We start from the raw sequence: 17412 nt of genomic DNA, 5'->3' as shown, positions 1-17412 counted from the left end.
GGTGCCTATAATGGCCACGCGGTAGCCAGCCGTCCCTGTAATGAGGTGTGCCTGCATGCGCCAGTAATGCCGCCGTCGTCTGACGGCCAGTCTCCTTCCCGCCCTGTCCGCAGGGGGAGTCCTTGGCATTCCTGGAGGTCGCATGACCGCATTCGCCCTCACGCTCGACCGCGTGACACTCACCCTGCCCGACGGCCGGGTGCTCTTCTCCGAACTTTCCGCTTCGTTCGACACCACCCCGACCGGTCTGGTCGGTCGCAATGGCGTGGGCAAGAGCGTGCTCGGGAGGCTGCTGGCCGGCGAGCTTTCGCCCAGCAGCGGGCACATCCAGCGCCTCGGCAACGTGCACCTGCTTGCACAGCACAGTGGCGTGCAACCCGGCCGCATCGCCGACCTCGCAGGTGTTGCGCCGGTGCTGGACGCACTGGACCGCATTGAAGCCGGTAGCGTGGACCCGGATGATTTCGCCGTGGTCGGTGAGCGCTGGACCCTTCGCGAACAGTTGCAGGCGCAATGGCAGCGGCTTGGATTGCCTACGCTGGACCCGGCCGCGCCGGCATCCCGGCTCAGCGGTGGCCAGGCCATGCAAGTGGCACTGGCGGGCGCCCTGTTGTCTGACGCTGACGCACTGGTGCTGGACGAACCCAGCAACCACCTCGACAGCGCGCACCGTACGCGCCTGATCGACGCCCTGGCGCAGTGGCGTGGCGGCCTGATCGTGATCAGCCACGACCGCGCCCTGCTGCGGCAGATGCAGCGCGTTGTCGAACTCAGCCCCAGCGGGCTGCGCAGCTACGGTGGCAACTACGACCATTACGCCGCGCAGCGCCAGGACGAACTGGCCACTGCCGAAGCGCAGCTGGCGCTGCGCAAGCGCGAGCGGCGGCAGGAGCAGAACGCATTGCGCGAACAGCGCGAGCGCCAGGAGCACCGCCAATCGCGCGCGCAGCGCGACGCACGCACCGCCAACCAGGCACCGATCCTGCTGGGCGGCATGAAGAACCGCGCCGAGAACAGTGCGGGCCGCCTGCAGGCGCAGCACGCCGAACGACGCGCCGCTGCCGACAGCCGCGTGCGCGAAGCCGCTGCGGAGGTGGACGTGGCCACGCAGGTCGCCATGCTCGGCCCATCGCTCGCCACTCCGGGCCCACAGCAGGTGGCGTCGCTCTCTGGCGTGATCCTGCCGTGGGTGGAACCACGCTGGCAGCACATCGACCTGTACCTGCAGCGCGGAAACCGCATCGGCGTGCGCGGTCGCAACGGCAGCGGCAAATCCACGTTGTTGCGCGTGTTGGCGGGTGAGCTGGAACCACTGGCAGGCGAGGTGAAGCGCGCAGCGGGAACCGCCCTGCTCGACCAGACCCTGTCAGCGCTGCCCGCGCAGGACTCGGCGCTGCAACTGCTCCAGCGCGCGAACCCGCAGGCCAGCGACGCCACCCTGCGCACCCAGCTGGCCCTGCTCGGGCTGGACGCCGAACGCAGCCTGCGCCCGCTGGCCACGCTTAGCGGAGGTGAACGCATGAAGGCCGCACTCGGCGCGGTGCTGCATGCCGAAGTACCACCGCAGTTGCTGCTGCTGGACGAACCCGGCAACCACCTGGACCTGGCATCGCTTGCCGCGCTGGAGCACATGCTCAGCCAGTACCGGGGCAGCGTGGTGATCGTGTCGCACGACCAGGCGCTGCTGGATGCGGTGCAGCTGACCCACCAGCTGGACGCGACGGACGAGGGGTGGGAGCTGAAGCTTCTATAGGCCAAGTCGATGGTCGATGGTCGATGGTCGATGGTGAGGGATACAGACCGCAGGCGTGTTGCAGGTTGCACCTGCGGGTCGCACATGACCCGCAGCGTTCCACCCCAGGCTTCAAATCAGCCGTGGCCGGCCGTGCATCAGCCGGCATTAAATGTTACTGTATAACACCATCTGCTCCAGGCCCCCACGCCCATGAAGCCAAGTTCCGCGCTGCTCGACGCAGGCGCCATTGCCCTTTCGAGCCTGTGCCTGCTGCATTGCCTGGCCCTGCCCTTGCTGGCAGCCGCCTTGCCACTGATGGGTGTGTGGGCCGAAGCCGAATGGGTGCACATCGTGTTCGTCGCCATCGCCGCGCCGACCACCGGTTTCGCGCTGTGGCGTGCGCACGTCCAGCATCCGTTGCCGGGCTTGGCGCTCGTCAGTGCGGCCTTGGGTCTGCTGTTGCTCCTGGCCGGCGCTGCCGGATGGCCCAGCCACGAGGCCGAAACCCCCATGACCGTGGCCGGCAGTCTGCTGCTCGCCAGCACCCACATCTGGAATGCCTGGCGCCGCCACCGGCATTGAGCGGCGCGCCTTGCTGCGCCGCAGCCCTCGTGCCATCGGGATCTAATGGCTGAGGCCCAGCCGGGCAAGGCCCGGCTCTACCCCCGGCCTTGTGTCACCGCCCGTAGGCCCGCAACAACTTCACCAATACCTGCGCTTCCGCCGCCCGCTCTTCCGGGTCCTCCGGCGACACCACGTGCGCCTGCAGGTGGTCATCCAGCAGCGCCATCAGCAGCGCGTGCGCTGCACCGCGCACCGCCGAAGCCTGCATCAGCACGTCCGTGCAATCGGCCTCCTCTGACTGCAACGACGTCTCAAGGGCAGACACCTGCCCCGCCATCCGCCGCACGCGTGCCAGCAGAGCCTTACGTTGTGATTGAACATGCGCCATGGGGTCAAAGCATATACCCTATGGGGGTATCTTCCAAGGCTCAGTTCCCCCATGTCCCTCGCCGCAACCGCAGACGCCCGCCGCCACAGCCACCGTTTCGACGACGGCAACCCGCTGGCCGAACGCCGCACCCGCCAGGCCCTGTACCTCACCACCGTGATGATGGTGGTCGAGATCGTCGGCGGCTGGTGGTTCAACTCCATGGCCGTGCTCGCCGACGGCTGGCACATGAGCTCGCACGCCCTTGCCCTGGGCATGGCCGCATTCGCCTACGCCTGCGCACGCCGCTACGCGCACGACGGCCGCTTCGCCTTCGGCACCTGGAAGATCGAAATCCTCGGCGGCTACACCAGCGCCATCGCCCTGCTCGGCGTGGCGCTCCTGATGGCCGTGCAATCCATCGAACGCCTGTTCTCGCCCAGCAGCATCCATTACAACCAGGCCATCGCCATTGCTGTCGTCGGCCTGGTGGTGAACCTGATCTGCGCGTGGTGGCTGCATGACAGTGAGGGGCATGGGCATGGCCACGGTCATGGTCATGGTCATGGTCATGGTCATGGACACAGTCACGGGCACAGTCACGGTCACGGTCACGGGCACGGGCACGCTCATGACCACGCAGATCACGGCGCACACGATCACGATCACGCGTCCCAAACCGGCCACGCCCACGCCACAGACCTCAACCTGCGCTCGGCCTACCTGCACGTCATCGCCGACGCCGCCACCTCCGTCCTCGCCATCGTCGCGCTGATCGGCGGCAAACTCTGGGGCGCCGCATGGCTGGACCCGCTGATGGGTCTGGTAGGTGCCGTACTGGTCACCGTGTGGGCGATCGGCCTGCTGCGCGACACCGGCCGCATCCTGCTCGACGCCGAGATGGACGCTCCGGTAGTGGAGGAAGTACGCGAAGTGATCGAAGAAGGCCCGTGGGCCGCGCACCTCGCAGACCTGCACGTGTGGCAGGTAGGGCGCGGCAAGTACGCAGTAGTAGCGAGCGTGGTGACCGACTCAGACGTCACGCCCGATCAGCTGCGCGAAGCCCTGTCCGTGCACGAAGAGCTGGTTCACATAACGGTCGAGCTGCACCGCCCGCTTATCGCCTGACGCGAAATGATGCATCGCGCCAAGAGCAGCCGGCCAGAGCCCGGCGCTACGGCGTAGAGCCGGGCTCTGCCCGGCTGAGCAGCGCCACACCCCCCCGCGGTAGAGCCAGGCCCTGCCTGGCTGAGCAGCGCCAGCGAACCCCAAGGTTGCGCCGAGCTTTGCCCGGTCGTGCGCCTCAGAACCGGAACAACATCCCCGCCAGGAACAACAGCAACGGCAGCGCGCTGATAACCGCGCCGACGATACCCACCCACGGCCAGCGCTCCCCACGAACCCGCGACCCAATGGTGCAGAGCAACCCCAGCACCGACGACGCCAGCACCCCCACGGCAACCCCGGCACTCCCGACCAGGAACCGCGCCACCTCCGGGGAAGCCTGCGCGGCCGCATAAGCGGCCAACAACAGAACTGGCGCCACCAGCCAACTGAGCGCCCCCAGCAGCGGCCAGCGCCGGTGGACAACGGTGGGTTGTCGGGCGGCGGAATTCGATAGCGGCGTTGCGCCGTGCTCTGACATGGGACGTGCTCCGTGTGATGGCTCAACCGTACACCATCAGCGCCCGTGCACATCCCCTCACCGGGAACAGGTGCACCATGACCCCATACCTGTCCCAAGGGGGGATCCGAAATGCGCAAACTACCGTTGCTACTCCTGCTGCCCGGCGCCCTGCTACTAACCGCCTGCGGCAACCGCGACACCAGCCCCGGCACGTTCTCGTCCGACCCCATGCTGGGCTGCTTCTCCACCCATCCACGCAAACCGGCCGAATTCCGCATCGAACAGGAGGCCGGCCAGTATTTCGTCTCTTTCAACCGTGACGAGCAATGGCAGCGCGACAGCACCCCATTGCAGGTCTCTTCGCGCGCCGACATCGCGCACTTCTTCAAGGACGATGCCGACCAGATCGACAAGGCGCTGGTGCGCCCCACGGGCGGCTTCGGCATTTTCCACTTCAACCCCGGCGCCACACTGAAGGGCAAGGACAAGGACAGCGACTACATGGCGCTGGTCCTCATTGGTGCCGGCCCGGTGTTCCAGGTCAACTGCCCCTAAGCGCCGCATCGCTGGCGCACCCGTAAGGCGATCCACGAATATGCAACTGCCGCCGGCGTTGCCTCGTCGGCGCGGTTCCCCTCCGCGCCCAACCCCGGCGTGACCCATGCATGCAGTGTCGAAGCGTTCGCCGTATTCCCCGTCCCCTGTAACGCGCCCTGCAGGCAATGCTCCCCACCTCCAAAGGCGCCACAGGCCATGCCCCCGCATGGCCGTGTTCCATCAGCCGCGCACTGAGAACCAAGCTCCAACCAAGCGTCAGCATTGTTCCTCCTCCCCAGCCCGCCTGCGGTGAATCGAGCTGTACGGCCACTCGCAGGCATCGCGCACCAGCCCATGCCGGACCGGGTTGTCATGCACGTAGGCAATGTGCCGCTGCACATCCTCGGCATCCACCAACCGATGTTCGTGGAAGTCGTCGTGCCACAGGGGCCGCACGCTGCGATCACGGTGAACCACCGCGCGCGCCGGCTGGCCGGGCAGCTGACGATCGAACACAGCCTGGATCTGCAGCCACCGCCGGTGGCCCTCCTCGTCACCCGCCGGTAGCGTCCACACCCCGTGCAGGTGATTGGGCAGCACCACGATCGCATTGATCCGGAACGGTCGCGCCTGCTGCGCCACCCGGAACGCCAGTCCGAGCGCCTGCGCATGCTCCACCAGCAGGTCGCTGCGCCGATCACGCAGGTGCGCACTGAAGTAGTACGCGGCGCCGGGGTGCCAACTGTCGAGTGGAATGCCCATGCCCGCAGTGTGCAAACCTGCACGCACCCGAACGATCAGGCCAGAACGCACCGGCGCGTCGGCAAGCCCCTCACACCACCGTAGGTTCCAACAGCTGCATCAGACCGCGTAGCGACACGCCACGCGTGTCCAGCGATATCTCTGCCACCCGATAAGACCAGCACTCCCGCAAATTGCGCATTCAGCCCACTTCCGCAAGACGCACCTCACAGTTGCGAAATTCTCGTTCTCCGTGCATTCGCAGCTGCGACGCAGCGCACACCAGCAGCCGGACCGGCACGACCAGACTGGCCGCCCGAAACCTTAAGGGCGACCTGCGATGTACACCCTGCTGCTGTGGCTGCTCACTGCCACCACCGAGCCGTTCCCGCCCGGCTTCCACGACCGCCCTGGCGTCGCCGAGGACGGCACCGCTGTAGTGATCCGGACCGGCCTGTGGGACGACTTCCAAGGCGGCAAGGCCGCCGTGGAGCAGGTGTTGATTCCCAACGAAGACGGCTCGTTCACCTATCAGTACGAGCGTCAGTCGCGGCTGACCCGCATGTACCACGCAACCTACTGCGGGTACGAAGACATGTACCCGGGCGAGGGCGATGCCGTGTTCAGTGGCCCCGGCACCTACGGCGGATGGCACTGCAGTCGGGAGACCGCAACGCGTCCCTCAACGGCGCTGGAGCACCTCACCGAACCCCCCACCTGACCCAGCCTTCCGCCCATCTCGGTTACGATGCCCACCCTTGCCGCCCCGCCCCACTCTGATCCCGTGCCCCATTACACCGGTCCCCTGCTTACCCGCCCCCTTGCCGAAGCCCTGGTCCGCGCGCGCGACGCCGGTGCCAGCGAATGGACCGGTTCGCTGGACCTGGCGCGCTCCACCAGTACCGCACTGCTGGGCCCGGACAGCTGGCAGTGGAAGGGCGAAACCTACGCCTACCCCGGCAAGACCAAGGACCGCACGCTGTACTACTGGGACGGCGAGGAGTTCCTGGCGGTGTCGCGGTTCGGCTCGGCGCTGATCAAGCTGGTGCCCACCGAATGGGACGCACCGACCTTCGAGATCGACGGCATCAAGATGCTGCCCAGCGCGCAGGTCTCCCCCTACGAGGACGCACGCCGCAAGGTGGCGCTGGTCGCCCCGGCCGGCAAGACCGTGCTGGACACCTGCGGCGGGCTTGGCTACTTCGCCGCCTGCTGCCTGGAAGCCGGGGTCACCCGCATCCAGTCGTTCGAAAAGAACCCGGACGTGCTGTGGCTGCGCACCCTCAACCCATGGTCGCCCGACCCGGACGCGGCCAGCAGTGGCGGCCGTTTGTCGTTGACCCACGGCGACGTGTCGCAGGCCATCGAAGGCCTGGAGAGCAGTTCGGTGGACGCGATCCTGCACGACCCGCCGCGCTTCGGCATTGCCGGCGAACTGTACTCGCAGGTGTTCTACGACCAGCTGGCGCGCGTGATCCGCAAGGGCGGGCGCATGTTCCATTACACCGGCGCGCCCAACAAACTCACCAGCGGCCGCGACGTGCCGCGTGAAGTGGCCAAGCGGCTGGAGAAGGCCGGCTTCAAGGCCGAGCTGGCGCTGGACGGGGTGCTCGCGGTCAAGCGTTGAGGCAGCAACCGCACGCGCAGGTGAACCGGCATTCCGACCTCCACCCGGGCTTAACCTGAACCGGAAGGACCTGACCTAGGCTAGGGCAACGTCCCATGTCTTACAGGTACCTGCATGAGCCTGAGCGCCACTGCCACCCTTGACGAATCCGAGCGCCAGCGCGCCCTCGACGCGCTGCATATCGTGGGCAGCCTGCCCGAACCGGCCTACGACGACATCGTGAAAGTGGCCGCCGCCGTGTGTGGCACACCCATGGCACTGGTTACGCTGATCGATCGTGACCGCCAGTGGTTCAAGGCCCGCACGGGTGTGGAAGGCCTGCAGACCGAACGCAACCTGGCCGTGTGCGACCATGCCATCCGCCAGCCGAATGAGCTGTTGGAAGTCGGCGACCTTTCCAGTGATGCACGCTTCGCCCACAACCCACTTCTGCAGGACCTCGGGGCGCGCTTCTACGCCGGCATGCCGTTGGTGACCGACGAAGGTGCTGCGGTCGGCGCGGTCTGCGTGCTGGACATGAATCCCCGTGAGCTCAACCCCACCCAGCGCGAAGCCCTGCAGGCCCTGGCGCGCCTGACCATGACCCTGATGGAGGGTCGCGGCCGCGAACGCGAGCAGCAGGTAGCGGAGATTCTCGACAAGGGCGTGGCCGAAGAAGCCGCCGCCGCGCCCGACGCCGCCGGCGCCTACAGCGTCGTCATCCTGGAAGTGCAGGATCTCACCGAGCTGACCCAGCGCCTGGGCGAACGCACGCTGGAACGCCAGCTGCAGCACCTCGACCAATCGCTGGAACAGTGCCTGCAGCCGCAGCGGGGCGACAGCATCAACCGCGTCAGTGGCAGTGGCGAATTCATCGCGGTGCTCGGCAGCAGCGATGTCGAAGAGACCCTCACCCGGTTCAAACAGGTCGCCCGCGAAGCCAACCAGAATGCAGGGGCTACCCTGCTACTGGGCGCGGCGTCCACCAGCACCGGTGAATCCACCACCGCCGTGTTCCTCCGTGCCGACCAGGCCCTGAGTGCTGCCAAAGACGCCTTGCGCTGATCCCACCGCAACGCGGTTACAACAACGGCGCGGAGAACACTCACCGCGCCGTTGTCATATGTGCCAACCGGTTGATCAATCCTCGCGCGGCAACTTCTTCGCCCACATGTTGTCGACCAGGTTCGGATAAGTGCGCCCATTCTCATCAGCACGCTGCTTGGCCGCCTCCTTCTGCGAAGCAGAAAGCGGCTGTCCCTTCTTCCCCTTGGGATTGGGCTTCTCCCAAGGCGGCTTGGCAGTCTTACGCATACCAGACTCTCTACTGTGCACGGCAAACCCGCGTAGCGACACGCCACGCGTGTCCCAAGCAGCCCCAACCGCAGCCGAAGATCACCGCGCCAGGAAAGCAACCAACGCCGCATTGAACTGCTCCGGATGACTCGCATTACACCCATGCGGCGCATCCTCAATCAACGAGAGCTCACTATGCGCAATCGCCGCACGTGTACGCGCCCCGGACCCTTCAAACGGCACCGTACCATCGCTGTCACCATGCAGCACCAGTGTAGGCACCTTCACCTTCTTCAGATCCTCGCGGAAATCCGTGGTGCCAAACGCCTTCATGCACCCCAGCGCAGCCGTCTGGTCCGACTGCTTGCACAGCGCGATCGCCTCCTGCCGCTGTTTCTCGGTGACCTTCAACTCACCGTTGGCGCTGAAGAAGTCGGTGGTGAACCCGTCAAAGAACTCATCCCGATGGTTCTCGAGCCCCAACCGCATCTGCTCGGCCTTCTCCTCGGTAAGCGGCCCTTCGGGGTTGTCAGCAGTCTTCAGCATGTACGGCGGCACCGCAGCGGCAAACACCACGCTACGCAGCCGCTCCTCGCCATGCCGCGCGATGTAGCGCGCCACCTCGCCGCCGCCCATCTAGAACCCCACAAGCGTGGCATCGCGCAGGTCCAGGTCATTCAGCACCCCGGCAAGATCGTCGGCCAGCGTGTCGTACTCGTAGCCATCGGCCGGCTTGTCCGAACGCCCGAATCCGCGACGGTCATACGCCACCACCCGGTAACCCGCCGCCTTCAGCACCGGCACCTGCGCCTTCCAGGACTCGGCCGACAGCGGCCAGCCATGGATCAGAACCACAGGGCGACCGGTACCGCCGGTGTCTTCAACGTGCAGGCGAACGCGTGATGCAGTCATGGGTAGCTCCGGATCTTCTTGTATGGAAGAGCCGATGCTAAGGACCGGAACAGACGAAAGCCGTGAACATTTCAGCGGCCGCGCTGACGCAGTGTGCACACCCTGCACGGCCCGGTCATGGCCTACCTCACTCTACTCGGAGCGCCTCAACCCATCCGCAGGACAACCGCCTCACGCTCCTGCGCCTGGCTCTGTTCGTTCTGCGCCATCAGTTGCTGTTGCGAAAGCTGCTGGGCATTGGCCAACTGCTCGCTGCGCTCCAGTGAAGCCTCCACGGGGGTTTGTGCAGCAACTGCGGTGGGCATTGCCGCTCGCAGATGGGCAGGATCGCCGCGCTCACCCTGCACCACGAAGATGTTTTCGGCAGCTGCTGCGTTGGCTGTGCGCTCACTCAGCACCACGTGGTCCACACGAGACAGCCCGTTCTCCTTGGCGAGTACCAGCAGGCTGGCACTGATGCGCTCACTGGTCGGGTCGAACGACCGGCCGTTGGCGGCGTCCAGCTCGGCAACCTTCCCCTGAATCTGCTCAAGCATCGGCTCGTTCTCGGAGATCAGCCACTGCTGGAACGTGCGCTTCGGCATGGGATGGTCTTTCTCGGTGTTCAGCGTGCTGTCCGGAAACGGTGCCTGGATGCTTTTGATTTCGCGCTTGTTGTCCAGCGGCTTGAGCGCACCTTCGAACGTGGTGTCCTGCTGCGATCGGGTCTGGCGGTGAATTCCAGCGTGATTGAGCGCACCCCAGGTGAAGTCGATGCAGCTGTTGGAAAGCCCGTTGTACTCCTGATTGAACCCGTGCTTTTGCGATTCGGATCCATAGGCAATGATCTTGTCGTACTGCTCCCGGGAGATCTCCATCGTCCGCGCATAAAACGGATTGCTGTAGTTGTTTACATCTCCGCCGGTTACCGCACCTGGCCCACTGCGTGCACCATGCACTGCTGGGGCAAAACCGAAGCTCCGCGTGTCACCTTCGTGAGACACCGACAGATACATGTGCCCTGCAGCGGATGTCCCCCCGTTCTTGAGCGGAGTGCCCGGCGCTGCCACGTACACGGTTACCGTATAAGGCGCTTCCTTGGCCATGACCTACTTCCCCTTACCCATGTACGCGATCAGCAGTTCGACGGGCTCCGGACCCAGCTGGGGATGGTCCCCCTGCAACTCCACCGTCAGTCGATAATGTCCTGGCTGGGCATCCTGCACGCCGGCCAGCAACATCACGTCGTAGAACAAGGCTTCATTGGTCAGCCCCGTTGCAATGAGCTGGGTACGTTCGACGTCCGATGACGTCACACCCGGTATCAGGCCATCCACACCGACGGCTACGCGATCCTTCAAGTCTGGCGTGTTCCGGAACAGCGGCACCTGGGTGATGGAACCTTCCTCAATGCGCAACAGGCGAGCCCGCGCTGGAAGCTGGGAGCGAATGATCTCACTTGATCGTCTGATTCCGGTCTCCGCATCAGGCGCCACTACGCGCAACCCCAGCAACAGCGTGGAGGAGGCATTTTCGATTGGCGGAGGAAGCTCAAACTCCAGGTTCACCACCTCGCCAGCCTTGTCCAGGACCACAGGTCGGATGAGCGGAGCTTCGCTGCGCATCGCTGCATTCTCCTTGGAGGCCTGCGGTTCGGTCTGCACAGGCTGCTCCGTCCGCCCGCAACCTGCGAGGCTCGCTGCGGTGAAGAGCGTGAGGGCGCTAAACAGGATGAAAGTACGTGCCTTTGGCATCATTGATCACGTCTCTAGCTGATAGGGCTGATCGTATCTGTGGGAGGGTCTGGAAGACGCGCAAAGCTTGGAAAATAGGGAAACCCCTACCTCAGGCCTTGCGTCCGGTCACACTTCCGGCTCCCCCTCCGCCGCCCTCTCCCGATTCATCTTCTTATACGCAGTCCCCCAATCCCGCATCGCCAGCAGCACCGGCACCAGCGTCTGCCCCAGCTCCGAAAGCCGATACTCCACCTTCGGCGGCACCTCTGGATACACATGCCGCACCACCACCCCGTCGGCCTCCAGCTCACGCAGCTGGCTGGTCAGCATCGACTGCGTTGCGTTGGGAATCAGCCGGGTCAGCTCCATGAACCGCTTGGTGCCGGGCACCAGATAGAACAGGATCACCGGCTTCCACGTGCCGCCCATCACCGAGAGCGTGGCCTCCACGCTGCAACCGGTCTTGCCATACACGCGCCGCGCCATTGCTGGATACTCCTGAAAACCGTAGTAGCTATGAAAATGCGTAGTTCTTGTGGCAACCACGGCACGACCATAGCATGCAGGTCATACCCCACAGGTGAGGCACGCCCATGACATTCAACGCACTGCTGGCCAGCAAAGACGGCGACCAGGTTTCCACCCGGCTGGTGAGCTTCGACGAAGCTGACCTCCACGAAGGCGACGTGCTGGTGCAGGTGGAGTACTCCACCCTGAACTACAAAGACTCGCTGGCGATGACCAACCGCTCGCCGGTGATCCGCAACTTCCCTCTCATTCCCGGCATCGACCTGGCTGGCACCGTGCTCGAGACCACCAACGCCGGCTTCCACAAGGGCGACCGCGTGGTGCTCAACGGCTACGGCCTGAGCCAGACCCACCACGGCGGCCTGGCCCAGCGCGCGCGCGTACCGGGCGAGTGGCTGGTGAAGCTGCCCGACAGCATCAGCAGCAAGGACGCCATGGCCATCGGCACCGCCGGCTACACCGCCATGCTTTGCGTGCTGGCCCTGGAACACGGCGGCGTGAAGCCGGAACACGGCGACATCCTGGTGACCGGCGCCAACGGCGGCGTGGGCTCCATCGCGCTGGCGATCCTCTCAAAGCTCGGCTACCGCACCGTGGCGTCCACCGGCCGCCCCGAGCATGCGCAGTACCTCAAAGACCTGGGCGCCGACGAACTCATCGACCGCGCCACCCTTGCCGAACCGCGCACGCGTGGACTGGATGCCGAGCGCTGGGCCGGCGTGGTGGACGTGGCCGGCAGCCACACCTTGGCCAATGCGCTGGCGCAGACCAAGTACCGTGGAGTGGTGGCCGCAGCCGGGTTGGCGCAGGGCGTTGACCTCACCACTTCCGTACTCCCCTTCATCCTGCGCAACGTGACCCTCGCCGGCATTGATTCAGTGCAGGCGCCGCATGAAGTCCGTGCGGAGGCGTGGAAGCGTCTTGCTACCGACCTGGATCTTGGGAAGCTGGCCAGCACCGTGGAAGTGATTGGGCTGGAGAAGGTGCTGGAAGTATTCCCGGACTTCCTTGAAGGCAAGGTGCGTGGCCGGCTGGTGGTGGATGTGAACGCCTGAGCATTTTGGCCGTAAGATCGGTGCGATGAGCACTGAGCATGCTTTCGTCGGGCGCCCACACCAGGCGCCCGACGTCATTCGATACGCGAGACCAGCCACTGGTAGGGTCGCACCCCAGTCGACTGCAGGTATCACCGCAACACCCGGTAGGGCATGAACCCAAAACGAAGGCACAGCAACCCAGGCAACCAAGGAGCACAACAGGTGACACCCGCTAAAGGACTAGCAGTACTTGGAACCACCGCAGCCCTGGCAGCAGCCCTCGCATTCCCGTCCATGGCTGCTCCATCCCAGCCGGCGGACCAACTCCCAGACGTTCGCAAGGAGATCCTGCAGCTGCTTGAACGGGGCGCTCTCCATCGCGACCAGGTCGACTGGCCCGCAGCCCGCAAACAGCTCCAACAAACCAAAGATTCCGCCGAAGCCGACAAACTGGTCGACCAGCTCATTGCCCGCAGCACAGCCGGTCACGGCCTCTGGATCCGCGCATCCGCGATGTCCACCCCATCTGGCCGCATGCAGCGCCTTGCACGACCCGAGCAGCTACGGCGTCCCAGTGTCGCAGCAACCGCGTCCGGTCCGCAGCGAGGTCAATCTGGCCAAGCAGACCCTATCGGCTGGATATCCGTCCCATACTTCAAAGAAGACTCAACGGCACCCAGTTCCGTGCGGAATCAGCAGACGGTAACCTTCGCACGCCTGTTGCAATCGCAACTCAAGGCTGAGGATGCGATCAACCGTTGCGGCTGGATCATAGACCTTCGTGCGAACCGAGGCGGCAACATGTGGCCCATGCTGGTGGGCGTCGCACCGCTGCTGTCGACGGACGCAAAGAGGAGAGAGGTCATCGGCGCGTTCAACATCGGCGCAACGCACCAGATCTGGAGCATTCAGTCCGGCCGAGTTCTTCTAGAGGACCGCGCGCCAGTGGAGTTGGACTCCAAAGCCTATGTGCTCAGACATCCCGCACCACCTGTGGCAGTACTTTTCGGCCCCAACACAGGAAGCTCCGGGGAAATGCTTGCTTTGGCCTTCAGGGGTCGACCGGGCAGCCGAAGCTTCGGGCAGATGACCGCCGGCTATTCCACGGCCAACATGCCAACGCGCTTGCCGGACGGCGGCATGCTGCTGCTCACTGGCTCGGTTGCGGTTGATCGGAACTTGAGGGGAGACGGCGGAAAGCTCAAGCCGGATGTCAACGTCAGCGACACAGAGGATGCCTCGATCGCTGCGCGTAGGTGGTTGATGGAGCAGCCGAGCTGTAAGGCCCTCCGGGCCACCTAGCCATAACATCAGATTTTCCCGTAACACTTCGAATGTTACGGTCGAATTTGATGTTATGAGTGTGGTTTGGTTCGCGAGGACACGCATGGCGTGTTGCTACGCGTATGGCGTGCGTGTCCTGTCCGGCGATGCCCGGATACCGGCAACGGTACCGGGCATCTGGCTCACTTGACTCTTAAAGCGCAATCCGCGCCACAGACTCCTCACTCCCCTTCTCGTCCTTGTCCCCATTCTTGATGGTCACATACAGGACGTTCTTCTTCGCATCCAGCGCCAGGCTGTTCGGGTGGGTCGGCACGTCATACGCCCCCACCTGCTTGTAGCTCTCACTGTCATACGCCGTAACCGTACCGGCTTCCCGGTTGGTCACATACAGGCGCTTGCGCGGCGCGTCCAGCAGCAGCCCCAGCGGGCCGGCGTCGGTGGCGATGCTGGCCAGTTCCTTGCCCGTGGTCGGGTCCAGTACCAGCACGCGCTGGCCCGGGTGCTTGGAGGCGAAGCCCGGGATGCTGCTGCCCTGGTACTTGCGGATCATCTCCAGGCCCTGGTCGGTCACGAACAGGCGCTTGCCGCTCGGGTCCAGGGCCAGGTTCATCGGCTGCTCGGCGCTGATGTTGAAGCGCTGCTCCACCTTGCCGCTCTCGGTGCCCACGGTGACCACTTCACCCAGCAGGTTGGAGGTGAGCACGCGCTTGTTGGCCGCGTCCAAGGTCAGCCCCGGCGCCTTGGCGTTGCCCAGGCCCGGAATGGTGTTGATGAGCTTCAGCGTCTTCGTATCCACCACGAACAGCACGCTGCCCTCGCCGGAGTGGCCGGTGACGTACAGGCGGTTGTTCGGGGAATCCACCACCAGCTCGCGCAGGTCGTGGGTGTAGCCGGCCTTGCCGTCCTTGCCCACCTTCTTTTCCATCAGCTGCACGATGCCGACGGACTTGTTGGTGGCGGTATCCACCACGGTCACCGAGGTGTCCACGGTATTGCCCACGTACAGGCGGTTGTGGGCGTCGTCCAGCACCACGCCGAACGCCTTGCGCTCCAGCGGGATGTTGGCTTCAACGGCCAGCGAATCCGGATTCAGGCGCAGCACCTGGGAAGGGCCGGCGGCATCGCCGAAGCCGCCCGAGGAGGCCACGAACAGCGCATTCTGGGTCGGGCTGAAGGCCAGCTCGTACAGGCCCTGCGCAACGGCGGTGCGCTGGACGGACGAAGCGGCGGCGGTGGTGCCGGCCTTTTCGGCGGCAAAGGCAGACGGGGCGCCAAGGGTCAGGCTGACGGCCAGCGCCAGGGCGGCCGAACGGAACAGGGAACGAGGGTGCATGCGAGCGTCCTTGTGAGAGGCAGAGGAAGGATCCTGGCTCGCGTGGCCGCTGGGAGGAGCGGCCAACCGCACGGTCGAAACACGTGGGAAGGCTGGCTGGCCCGGACATCTTAACAGGCGCGGCCCCGTCCCACCCTATGAGACGGCCCTGCGCCATCCTGCAGCCCGCTTCGGAGGAACACCATGAACAAGATCGACGCCGACTGGCTGGAAGAACTCAACGACGCCATGCGCAGCCTGTTTGCCATCAAGGCGCACGACCCGGAACTGGATCAGCGGCTGTTGATCAGCTACTACGACCTGGAGCCCCGGGAGGCGGCGGTGGCGATCGGGAATGACTACGATCTGGATCGCAGCGAGGCGATCTGGCCGCCGGCTGGGTTGGTGTGGAACAGTTAATTCAGTTCGGCGACGCACAAGCGGAGATGCGATGCCCAGCCAGTTGCTGACTTGTTGGCCCTTCCAGGCCACTCTAATATCGAGATGAATCAGGGACAGAGCGCAGAACGGCGTGCTCACGTTTCAATACTGGGCTTAGATCAAGGACCAGAAGACACCATGACCGATCCAGCGAGTCGACTGAGACAGGAAATTGCACTGGGGGAGTTTCTTGCTTCGCTCGAAGGAAAGCTCGTTCGCGTGACGCAGACTCTCTCCTCCCGTTCCGGCGCTGACGTCGCCAAGCGCTCAGCAACGCAAGTTCGTTTCAGGTTCCGGGTTAAGACATCCTTTCTGGCAATGACCGGCGGCCGCCACTTCACCCTGTACGGCGACGACGGCGATACTGCCTATGCGTTCAATCCAGCATTTCTTAGTGATTTCGCTCACTCGGGCGACGGTGCAACCATAACTGAGAGCTACGGTTCCGATGCGGAAAGGGGCACTACGCTTGAAGTGCTTCCGGATGCCATGTAGCAAAAAACCCGCAAATTTGAGCGTGTCGAGCGCGACATAGGCTTCGCGGGTGTGTTGATCGCACTCTACGCGCTGCTTGTAGCAGGCTCAAGAAAGGCTGTCGCACCTGCCTACTTGATCGCTTCGAAGAGGGTGCCGAACAACTTGGCGATCTCTGCGCCTTCGCTCCAAAGGAACCAAAAGGACAGCACCAGTGCGAGACCATGTACGTCGCGCTTCTTGATCCGGAACGTGTAGTACCTGGTGCCTTCCGCCTTGCTCGAAATTTCCTTATTCATGATCTTGATCACTCGCCTCGTCATTGTCCTTCCACCAGCCGCAGAATCTCCGCAACCCTGCGCTGCAGTAGTTCTCGCTGAGCATCGCTCCGCAACTCCCGCATCAAGTACGCCTCGTAGTCTTCGCCCGCACAAGCATTCTGCAGAAGGCACAGGTTTCCCATGATTACGCCCGTTGGCTCGCACTCGTAGCCCATGCGGCAGGCCGCCACCTGCCACGCTGTACTGGCGAGCTCCCCGGTCATCAATCCCTCAGCCGGGTCACCAGGGGTCAACGTGTAGTTGTTTACCAGCGTGCTGCCCATCGCGAACACTGCAGCAGGATCATTGGAGTCCAGCACATCTTCAAGGAGTTGGGCAGCTTCAGCCGCATCCACCTTCCTCTGACTGAGCGCGTTGTCCGTCAGCCGCGCCGCCAGGTCCCCGTTCTCGGCGGCCTGGGCGTACCAACCCCGAATGATCTGCATCGGCACGATGGCGCCACCCTCCACCGCACCGCATTTTGCGAGACGTTCGGTTGCCATCTGCTCGAGGAACGGCAGGTGCGTCGGGTCTCTCATCGTCGTTCTATTGAAGTCGAGGCCTTTGATGAAGGCTTCCCGGTCGAGGTTGACGAAGAAGCAGGCGTCATAGGTATCTGCCAGCAGACGCTGGGCCACGGCATCGCCGGCCTTCGCGCGTCGCTTGAGGTCCTCGAAGCCCTTCACTCTTGCTGATTCTGCGGAACTAACTTTGGTGGTGTGGCTAAGAGCTCCGTCGGCCCGGGCGTCGGAGCTGGCTGATTGCTGCGCTGCCTTGACGGCCACACTTGGCGACTCTACGGGCGCCCCCGGAACGTTCGGCCACAAGACAAAACCCACCAGGACGGCAACCACCCCTACTCCAAGCCAGACCCAAGCCCCCCTGCTCCTGGCATCAAGTCCCTTTGTCATAC

The 17412-nt window shown here is 64.4% G+C and carries 21 protein-coding genes and 1 pseudogene; 11 read left to right on the top strand and 11 right to left on the bottom strand.

Annotation, left to right across the window (positions count from 1 at the left end):
- Positions 1-142: 142 nt before the first annotated feature.
- Positions 143-1753 (top strand): ABC-F family ATP-binding cassette domain-containing protein, encoded by a 1611-nt coding sequence (locus tag PDM28_RS02470; protein ID WP_311183705.1) that lies wholly within the window; start codon positions 143-145, stop codon positions 1751-1753.
- A gap of 192 nt (positions 1754-1945) precedes the next feature.
- Positions 1946-2317: a MerC family mercury resistance protein gene (locus PDM28_RS02465; protein WP_311183704.1), complete on the top strand. Its 372-nt coding sequence runs from the start codon at positions 1946-1948 to the stop codon at positions 2315-2317.
- Between the two features lie 94 nt (positions 2318-2411).
- On the opposite strand, the gene PDM28_RS02460 is transcribed toward PDM28_RS02465, so the two are convergent.
- Positions 2412-2687: a metal-sensing transcriptional repressor gene (locus tag PDM28_RS02460; RefSeq protein ID WP_311183703.1), complete on the bottom strand. Its 276-nt coding sequence runs from the start codon at positions 2685-2687 to the stop codon at positions 2412-2414.
- 51 nt (positions 2688-2738) lie between these two features.
- On the opposite strand from PDM28_RS02460, the gene dmeF reads away from it, so the two are divergent.
- On the top strand, positions 2739-3794 hold the full coding sequence (gene dmeF / locus PDM28_RS02455) for a CDF family Co(II)/Ni(II) efflux transporter DmeF (protein ID WP_311183702.1): 1056 nt from the start codon (positions 2739-2741) through the stop codon (positions 3792-3794).
- A gap of 175 nt (positions 3795-3969) precedes the next feature.
- Here dmeF and PDM28_RS02450 read toward each other — a convergent pair whose 3' ends face one another.
- On the bottom strand, positions 3970-4311 hold the full coding sequence (locus tag PDM28_RS02450) for a hypothetical protein (RefSeq protein ID WP_253256747.1): 342 nt from the start codon (positions 4309-4311) through the stop codon (positions 3970-3972).
- 111 nt (positions 4312-4422) lie between these two features.
- On the opposite strand from PDM28_RS02450, the gene PDM28_RS02445 reads away from it, so the two are divergent.
- Positions 4423-4848 (top strand): hypothetical protein, encoded by a 426-nt coding sequence (locus PDM28_RS02445; protein ID WP_311183701.1) that lies wholly within the window; start codon positions 4423-4425, stop codon positions 4846-4848.
- A gap of 258 nt (positions 4849-5106) precedes the next feature.
- Here PDM28_RS02445 and PDM28_RS02440 read toward each other — a convergent pair whose 3' ends face one another.
- Positions 5107-5592 (bottom strand): REP-associated tyrosine transposase, encoded by a 486-nt coding sequence (locus PDM28_RS02440; RefSeq protein ID WP_311183700.1) that lies wholly within the window; start codon positions 5590-5592, stop codon positions 5107-5109.
- A gap of 319 nt (positions 5593-5911) precedes the next feature.
- On the opposite strand from PDM28_RS02440, the gene PDM28_RS02435 reads away from it, so the two are divergent.
- The 3 genes from PDM28_RS02435 (at position 5912) to PDM28_RS02425 (ending at position 8242) form a co-directional block, all read left to right on the top strand.
- Positions 5912-6292: a hypothetical protein gene (locus PDM28_RS02435; RefSeq protein WP_311183699.1), complete on the top strand. Its 381-nt coding sequence runs from the start codon at positions 5912-5914 to the stop codon at positions 6290-6292.
- Positions 6293-6355: 63 nt separating this feature from the next.
- Positions 6356-7198 (top strand): class I SAM-dependent methyltransferase, encoded by an 843-nt coding sequence (locus PDM28_RS02430; protein WP_311183698.1) that lies wholly within the window; start codon positions 6356-6358, stop codon positions 7196-7198.
- 114 nt (positions 7199-7312) lie between these two features.
- Positions 7313-8242, top strand: coding sequence for a GAF domain-containing protein (locus PDM28_RS02425; RefSeq protein WP_311183697.1), 930 nt, complete (start codon positions 7313-7315; stop codon positions 8240-8242).
- A 75-nt stretch (positions 8243-8317) separates the two neighbouring features.
- On the opposite strand, the gene PDM28_RS02420 is transcribed toward PDM28_RS02425, so the two are convergent.
- The 5 genes and pseudogenes from PDM28_RS02420 to PDM28_RS02400 all read right to left on the bottom strand — a co-directional run bounded on the left by PDM28_RS02420 (position 8318) and on the right by PDM28_RS02400 (position 11586).
- Complete coding sequence (locus tag PDM28_RS02420; protein WP_311183696.1) at positions 8318-8491, bottom strand: hypothetical protein; 174 nt, start codon at positions 8489-8491, stop codon at positions 8318-8320.
- 81 nt (positions 8492-8572) lie between these two features.
- Positions 8573-9385: pseudogene (locus tag PDM28_RS02415) on the bottom strand (alpha/beta fold hydrolase).
- 146 nt (positions 9386-9531) lie between these two features.
- A complete protein-coding gene (locus tag PDM28_RS02410) occupies positions 9532-10470 on the bottom strand; it encodes an XVIPCD domain-containing protein (RefSeq protein WP_311183695.1) in 939 nt (312 codons plus the stop codon).
- A 3-nt stretch (positions 10471-10473) separates the two neighbouring features.
- A complete protein-coding gene (locus PDM28_RS02405) occupies positions 10474-11028 on the bottom strand; it encodes a hypothetical protein (protein ID WP_311183694.1) in 555 nt (184 codons plus the stop codon).
- Between the two features lie 198 nt (positions 11029-11226).
- A complete protein-coding gene (locus PDM28_RS02400; RefSeq protein WP_311183693.1) occupies positions 11227-11586 on the bottom strand; it encodes a winged helix-turn-helix transcriptional regulator in 360 nt (119 codons plus the stop codon).
- 107 nt (positions 11587-11693) lie between these two features.
- Between PDM28_RS02400 and acuI the strand changes: the two genes are divergently transcribed.
- Both acuI and PDM28_RS02390 read left to right on the top strand, forming a co-directional pair.
- Entirely contained in the window at positions 11694-12683 is a 990-nt protein-coding gene (gene acuI / locus PDM28_RS02395) for an acrylyl-CoA reductase (NADPH) (protein WP_311183692.1), read from the top strand.
- A gap of 276 nt (positions 12684-12959) precedes the next feature.
- The gene (locus PDM28_RS02390; RefSeq protein ID WP_311183691.1) at positions 12960-13967 is read left to right on the top strand and encodes a S41 family peptidase; all 1008 of its coding nucleotides are present in this window, start codon (positions 12960-12962) and stop codon (positions 13965-13967) included.
- A gap of 175 nt (positions 13968-14142) precedes the next feature.
- Here the strand turns inward: PDM28_RS02390 and PDM28_RS02385 are convergent, their stop codons facing one another.
- Positions 14143-15285 carry a YncE family protein gene (locus PDM28_RS02385; protein WP_311183690.1) on the bottom strand — a complete coding sequence of 381 codons (1143 nt, stop codon included), beginning with the start codon at positions 15283-15285 and terminating at the stop codon, positions 14143-14145.
- A gap of 183 nt (positions 15286-15468) precedes the next feature.
- On the opposite strand from PDM28_RS02385, the gene PDM28_RS02380 reads away from it, so the two are divergent.
- Entirely contained in the window at positions 15469-15684 is a 216-nt protein-coding gene (locus tag PDM28_RS02380; RefSeq protein WP_102946589.1) for a hypothetical protein, read from the top strand.
- Between the two features lie 159 nt (positions 15685-15843).
- Positions 15844-16200: a hypothetical protein gene (locus PDM28_RS02375; RefSeq protein ID WP_311183689.1), complete on the top strand. Its 357-nt coding sequence runs from the start codon at positions 15844-15846 to the stop codon at positions 16198-16200.
- Positions 16201-16310: 110 nt separating this feature from the next.
- Here the strand turns inward: PDM28_RS02375 and PDM28_RS02370 are convergent, their stop codons facing one another.
- Both PDM28_RS02370 and PDM28_RS02365 read right to left on the bottom strand, forming a co-directional pair.
- Positions 16311-16490, bottom strand: a complete 180-nt coding sequence (locus PDM28_RS02370; RefSeq protein WP_311183688.1) for a hypothetical protein — start codon at positions 16488-16490, stop codon at positions 16311-16313.
- A gap of 8 nt (positions 16491-16498) precedes the next feature.
- Positions 16499-17185 carry a hypothetical protein gene (locus PDM28_RS02365; protein ID WP_311183687.1) on the bottom strand — a complete coding sequence of 229 codons (687 nt, stop codon included), beginning with the start codon at positions 17183-17185 and terminating at the stop codon, positions 16499-16501.
- Positions 17186-17412 lie beyond the last annotated feature (227 nt).

Origin of the sequence: Stenotrophomonas aracearum, assembly GCF_031834615.1 — a bacterium.
Classification (GTDB): Bacteria; Pseudomonadota; Gammaproteobacteria; order Xanthomonadales; family Xanthomonadaceae; genus Stenotrophomonas; species Stenotrophomonas aracearum.
Note: the sequence above shows the minus strand (reverse complement) of the source record. Positions and strands in the feature narration are given on the sequence as shown.